The sequence below is a fragment of the Paracoccus sp. UBA5162 genome (assembly GCF_002413585.1).
GTDB lineage: Bacteria > Pseudomonadota > Alphaproteobacteria > Rhodobacterales > Rhodobacteraceae > Paracoccus.
The window spans coordinates 11,256-17,122 of record NZ_DHXG01000019.1; the positions used below are offsets into that span (position 1 = coordinate 11,256).

The following is a 5,867-nucleotide window of genomic DNA, read 5'->3' on the forward strand; positions in this document are numbered from 1 at the left end:
GGGACTTTCTGGAGGTGGGTACCGGAATCGAACCGGTCTTCACGGATTTGCAATCCGGTGCGTAACCACTCCGCCAACCCACCGATCTTCAGAGTGCGAATGATTTAGTGGATCGGCGCTGACGGCGCAAGACGGGAATGAGCGGCGTTGCCCGCATCCCGGAATCGTGGCAGTAAGCAGACAAAGCAGGTCGCATAAGGGCCCGACATGACCGATTTCGCCGCGCGCCGCACCATGATGGTGGATACCCAGGTTCGTCCCAACGATGTCACGAAATTCCCGGTGATCGAAGCGATGCTGGCTGTTCCCCGCGAGGAATTCGTTCCCGCCGGCCGCCGCGCCGTGGCCTATTCCGGCGAGAATCTGGATATCGGACGCGGCCGTGTCCTGCTGGAGCCGCGGACACTGGCCAAGATGGTGGACGCGCTGGACATCCAGCCGGATGACCTGATTCTGGATCTGGGGTGTGGATATGGGTATTCCGCGGCCGTGATGGCGCGCATGGCCGAGGCGGTCGTCGCCATCGAGGACGACGCCGACATGGCCGCCGAGGCCGAACGCCGGCTGGCCGAGGCCGATGTCTTCAACGTCGCCGTGCTCGAGGGACCGCTATCCGAAGGCGCAGCGCGTCAAGGGCCCTATGACGCCATCCTGATCGAGGGCGCGGTCCAGCAGGTTCCGGCCGCCATTGAAGACCAGTTGAAGGAAGGCGGCCGCATCGCGGCTCTGTTCGACGAGGGACGGCTGGGCGTTGTCCGCATCGGCCATCGCCTGAACGACCGCGTGAACTGGCGCTATGCCTTCAACGCCCATGCCCCGCTCTTGCCGGGCTTTACCCGCGAACGGAGGTTCAGCCTGTGATCTTTCGCACCTGTTTTCGCGCGCTTGTCCTGTCATCGATCCTGGGCGGCGCGATCGCCCTTCCCGCGCGCGCCCAGTCCCTGGCCGACACGATGGTTGCGGCCTATCGCGATTCGGCGCTGATGGATCAGAACCGGGCCGTGCTGCGGGCGGCGGACGAGGATGTCGCCAGCGCGATCGCCCAGCTTCGCCCCGTGGTCCAGTGGATCGCCAGCCATGACGTGCAGCAAAGCGAGGGCGGGCTGACGACGCGATCGACCTCGTTGCAGATCGGGGCTGAAATGACGCTCTACGACTGGGGCAGATCGCAGCTTGCCATCGATTCCGCCAAGGAACAGGTAATGGCCACGCGGCAGGCGCTGGTGAATGTCGAACAGAACGTTCTGCTTGATGCCACAGCCTCCTTTTTCGAGGTTCGCCGCGCCACCGAGCAGGTGGCCTTGCAGCAGAATTCGGTCGGGGTTCTGTCGCGCGAAAGGCAGGCCGCGCAGGATCGCTTTGACGTGGGCGAGATCACCGTGACCGATGTGGCCCTGGCCGATGCGCAACTGGCCGCGACCCAGGCGGCGCTGGCCTCCGCGCAGGGTCAACTTGAAATCGCGCGCGAAGGCTATCTGGCGGCGACCGGGCGGAAACCCACCGGCCTGAGCGCGCCGCCGCCGCTGCCCAAACTGCCGGCATCGGTCAATGCCGCGCGGGCCATTGCGCAGAAGAACCATCCGGCGATCCTTCAGGCCCAGCGTCAGGCCGCCGCCGCCGAACTGGGCGTGGCGGCCGCCGCGGCCGAACGCAATCCCACCTTGTCGGGCAATCTCGGCGTGGGCGTGACCCGCAGTCCCAGCACGTTTTCCGGCGTCTACGACAATCGTGCCACTGCCTCTGTTGGGGTGCAATTGAACCAGACGATCTATTCCGGCGGCCGCCTGCCATCGGCACAGCGCAAGGCGATGGCCGCGCGCGACCAGGCGCGGGCGGCGCTGCTGAACACATCGCGGCAGATCAGCCAGCAGGTCGGCGAAGCCTGGGCCAATATCCAGGTGGCGCGGGCGCAGATCGGTGCCATCGACCAGCAGATCACCGCCGCGCAGCAAGCCTATGAAGGTGTGCGCGAAGAGGCGCTGCTGGGTGCGCGGACGACGCTGGACGTGCTGGATTCGGAACAATCCCTGCTGCAGGCGCGGGCCGACAAGATCACCGCCGAATCCAATCTGCAATTAGCACATTATCAACTTTTGGCTGCTATGGGTCTGTTGACGGTAGAAAACCTGAAACTTGGGATTCCGACCTATGACCCATCACAATACTACAATGCCGTGCGTGATGCGCCCTATACCAGCAAGCAGGGCGAAAGCCTTGATCGCGTCCTGCGCGCCATCGGCCGCAAGCAATGACGCCCGCGCCATGGGGGTGACCCATGGCTGAGCGACAGATCCAGTCCGCAGCGCGGCTGTCCGAGGATATCGGCGATGTGCTGACCGCCATCCGCCGCCTGATCGCGGAGGATGAAGCCTTGTCCGCCGCACGGGATCGCCTGATCGACGATCGAGAAACCGCGTCTCGTGTCATCGACGAGGATTCGGCCGAATTTCTGGCACGACGTCACGGTGGAAACGCCGCTCTTGCCCGACAACTGGCGCGGTCGCGTTTCGGCGACGCGGCGGTCGAGCCCGAGGCGGAGGGTTGGCCGCTGGGTCAGGCCGCGAATGGCGCCGATGCCGCCCGGCCCAGGCCGATCATGCCGGAAACGCCCCCCGAGCCGCCGCAAAGGCCCGATGAAGCCGGTCGCGTTGTTCGCCACGCCGATACCGAGGCTGTGGCGGAATTGCCGGGCAGCGAACTTGCGTGCCACATGTCCGCAACAACCCCGCAGCCCGAGGGCTCGTTCTCGGGACGAATCGGAGCGTCGTTTTCCGCGCCCTCGCCACATCAGCCGGTTCCGCCCGCGCCTCGGCCGCTTCGTCTGGACGTGGCCCGCCGGGTCAATTCGGGTCCGCTGCGTGACTTGCCTAGAGACCGGAACGCCGGGATTGATGCGAAATCGGCTTCGGATGAGGATCCTTTGCCGGACCTGCGCCGGGGCAGTGATGCGGCCGGGCCGACCCCTCTGCACGATTTCGAGGCCATGATGGAGGAAGACGCCTTCGCCGAAGCCTTTGACTGGAAGGCCCGGATGCGCCCCGAACCGGCGGATGGGGGCGCGATGAACGACTCGGCGCCGATCGCGGTAAAATCCCTGCCAGAACGGAAGTCCGCGGCAGAGACTGCCGAAAGCAGCCAGCCACGATCTGCGTCCGATCCGGTCCCGGAACTGGCAGCCAGCGAACCCGTTCCGGAGGCGAGAATCGCGCCGCTTGCCGCCGCCGCGGGGGCCTGCGAGGTCTGGCATCGCCCGACCGCTGAAATCGCATCGATCCCGACCGGGTCGGCGGCGCAGGAAACAGCCGTTTCTCCGGTTCCTGCCGAGGCGCCGGTCGCGGCAGCCAATGAACCCGCCAGCCCGCAACATCAGCCTGAAGTGGAAGAGCAGGGCATCCGCGATCTGCTGCGCGAGATGATCCAGGAGGAATTGCAGGGCGAGATGGGTCAGCGCTTTTCACGCAACCTGCGCGCCGTGATCCGCCGCGAGATCGCGGCCGCCATGGACGATCAGCTGGACCGGATCTGATCGGAGCCGAGGATTCATCGAAAAGGCCGCGCATTCACCGAATCGCGCGGCCTTCTTGTTTTCGTCACTCCGGATTCACCCCGCTCGCGCGGCTTTCAACGCCTTGGTCCACCAGACAAGATCTTCAAGCGTCGCTTTCAGGGACGCCGCCAGATGATCCTCGATCTCGCTCATCGGTGCATCCTCGCCCATGGGAGAAACCTTGAGGAAATCGCCGCCGCCGATATGGACCGCATTGCGCAGCGGCGCCATCTGCAATTCCACGGCGATCATCCGCAGATGCTCCAGCGCCCTCGCGCCCCCCGCGCCGCCATAGGCCAGCGCGGTCATCGGCTTGCGGTTCCATTCCTTGTAGGCCTGATCCATGGCGTTCTTCAGCGCCCCGGGGACCGAGTGGTTGTATTCGGCCAGCACGAACATGAAGCCGTCGAAACCGTCCAGCTTCCTCTGCCAGGCCAGCGCGTTCGGATCCTTGGATTCGACCCACAGATTCGACGCGGCCTCGTTGAAGAAGGGAAGGTTCTGTTCGCGCAGGTCGACCTTCTCGAAGTCCAGATCAGGGTGATCCGCGACCTGCGCCATAAGCCACTCCGCGGGCTTGTCGGCGAAACGGGCGTCGCGCGTGGAACTGACGATGACGGCAATCCGGGGTCTGGCCATGACCTGTCCTTTCTTCGTTGGGCAATATCCCCACCAACGCGATCGCGACCTGACCGGTTGCAAGGGCTTTTGCGCATCCGCGCACAGCGGCGGTGCGGCCCTGCACAGCCTCCTGGCGCCGCGTCTGCCCCTTGCCCCGCGCCTCGGGCGGTGCTCTATGGATGACATGAAGACATCCGACAATCCCGCCGATCCCTTCAAGAAGGCCCTGACCGAGGCCACGCGCGCGCTTGCCGACGAGCATGAGTTGAACGTGACCTTCAGCGCCGATCCGTCCGGTGTCGCCGGCGACACGATGCGCCTGCCGCAGATCAGCCGTCGCATGGGTCGGCAAGAGGTGCTGCTGGCGCGCGGAACCGCCGATGCCCTTGCGATGCGGATGCGCCATCACGACGCGGCGACCCATGCGAAATTCGCGCCAGCAGGTCCGATGGCGCGCGAGATTTACGAAGCCATGGAAACCGCCCGCTGCGAGGCTCTGGGCGCGCGCGACATGCCCGGCGCCCTGTCCAACATCGATGCCAGGATCGGCGCCGAGGCCGACAAGAAGGGTTATGCCCAGATCAAGGCTCCGGCCGATGCGCCACTGTCGGTGGCCGCGGGCTATATCCTTCGGCAGGCCGCGACCGGCCGGGCCCTGCCCGTGGGTGCGCAGCATGTCGCCGATCTGTGGCGGCCCTTCATCGAACAGCAGGCGGGCGAAACGCTGGGCGATCTTCGTGAAACCCTGGCCGATCAGGCGGCCTTCGCGCGACTTGCGCGGCGCGCCATCAGCGATCTGGGTTATGGTGATCAACTGGGCGAGGATCCCGACGAACCCGAGGATGATGCCGCCGAGGAAGACGCCGAACAGGACGAGGAGGCCGGCGACAACCAGGCGCGCGACCAGGATGACAGCGAGGATGGCGAAGGCTCGCCCGAGCGCAGTCAGGAACAGCAGCAGGACGAACGTCAGGCCCAGGTCAGCATGGACGATCAGGCCGATGACGAGTTGACCGACGAGGCCGAGATGCCGGATGCGGAAGCGCCGCCCGACCTTCCGCCGCCGGTCAGCGAGGCCAGCCCCGATTACCGTGTGTTCTCGCAGAACTGGGACGAGGAAATCCGCGCCGACGATCTGGCCGACCCGGCCGAACTGGAGCGTCTGCGCGCCTATCTGGACAAGCAGCTTGAACCGCTGCGCGGTGCGGTCAGCCGGCTGGCCAACAAACTGCAACGCCGCCTTCAGGCGCAGCAGAACCGCAGCTGGGAATTCGACAAGGAGGAAGGCGTTCTGGATGCCGGCCGCCTGGCCCGCGTTGTGGCCAACCCGACCACGCCGCTGAGCTTCAAGGTCGAAAAGGACATGGAGTTCCGCGATACCGTGGTGACGCTGCTGATCGACAATTCCGGCTCCATGCGCGGCCGACCCATCTCGATCGCGGCGATCTGCGCCGACGTGCTGGCCCGGACGCTGGAACGGTGCAGCGTCAAGGTCGAGATCCTGGGCTTTACCACCCGCGCGTGGAAGGGGGGGCAGGCCCGCGAGGAATGGTTGAAACAGGGTCGTCCGTCCCAGCCGGGCCGCCTGAACGATCTGCGCCACATCATCTACAAGCCCGCGGATGCGCCCTGGCGTCGTGTCAGGCCGAATCTGGGCCTGATGATGAAGGAAGGGCTGCTGAAGGAAAACATCGACGGC

The 5,867-nt window shown here is 65.6% G+C and carries 5 protein-coding genes and 1 tRNA gene; 4 read left to right on the top strand and 2 right to left on the bottom strand.

Going from position 1 to position 5,867, the window contains the following annotated elements:
• Positions 1–9 precede the first annotated feature (9 nt).
• A tRNA-Cys gene (locus tag B4A72_RS02525) sits at positions 10–83 on the bottom strand.
• Between the two features lie 124 nt (positions 84–207).
• Between B4A72_RS02525 and B4A72_RS02530 the strand changes: the two genes are divergently transcribed.
• Genes B4A72_RS02530 through B4A72_RS02540 form a run of 3 tightly spaced genes read left to right on the top strand, consistent with a single transcriptional unit; the run spans position 208 to position 3,526 of the window.
• Positions 208–861: a protein-L-isoaspartate O-methyltransferase family protein gene (locus B4A72_RS02530; RefSeq protein WP_292953756.1), complete on the top strand. Its 654-nt coding sequence runs from the start codon at positions 208–210 to the stop codon at positions 859–861.
• Positions 861–2,252 (top strand): TolC family outer membrane protein, encoded by a 1,392-nt coding sequence (locus B4A72_RS02535; protein WP_292953768.1) that lies wholly within the window; start codon positions 861–863, stop codon positions 2,250–2,252. Before B4A72_RS02530 ends, B4A72_RS02535 begins: the two co-directional genes overlap by 1 nt.
• A 23-nt stretch (positions 2,253–2,275) precedes the next feature.
• Entirely contained in the window at positions 2,276–3,526 is a 1,251-nt protein-coding gene (locus tag B4A72_RS02540) for a hypothetical protein (RefSeq protein WP_292953759.1), read from the top strand.
• Between the two features lie 75 nt (positions 3,527–3,601).
• Here B4A72_RS02540 and B4A72_RS02545 read toward each other — a convergent pair whose 3' ends face one another.
• The gene (locus tag B4A72_RS02545) at positions 3,602–4,186 is read right to left on the bottom strand and encodes an NADPH-dependent FMN reductase (protein WP_292978049.1); all 585 of its coding nucleotides are present in this window, start codon (positions 4,184–4,186) and stop codon (positions 3,602–3,604) included.
• A 166-nt stretch (positions 4,187–4,352) separates the two neighbouring features.
• Here B4A72_RS02545 and B4A72_RS02550 point away from each other — a divergent pair.
• The coding region (locus tag B4A72_RS02550; RefSeq protein ID WP_292978050.1) for a cobaltochelatase CobT-related protein at positions 4,353–5,867 on the top strand (1,515 nt) is incomplete at its 3' end.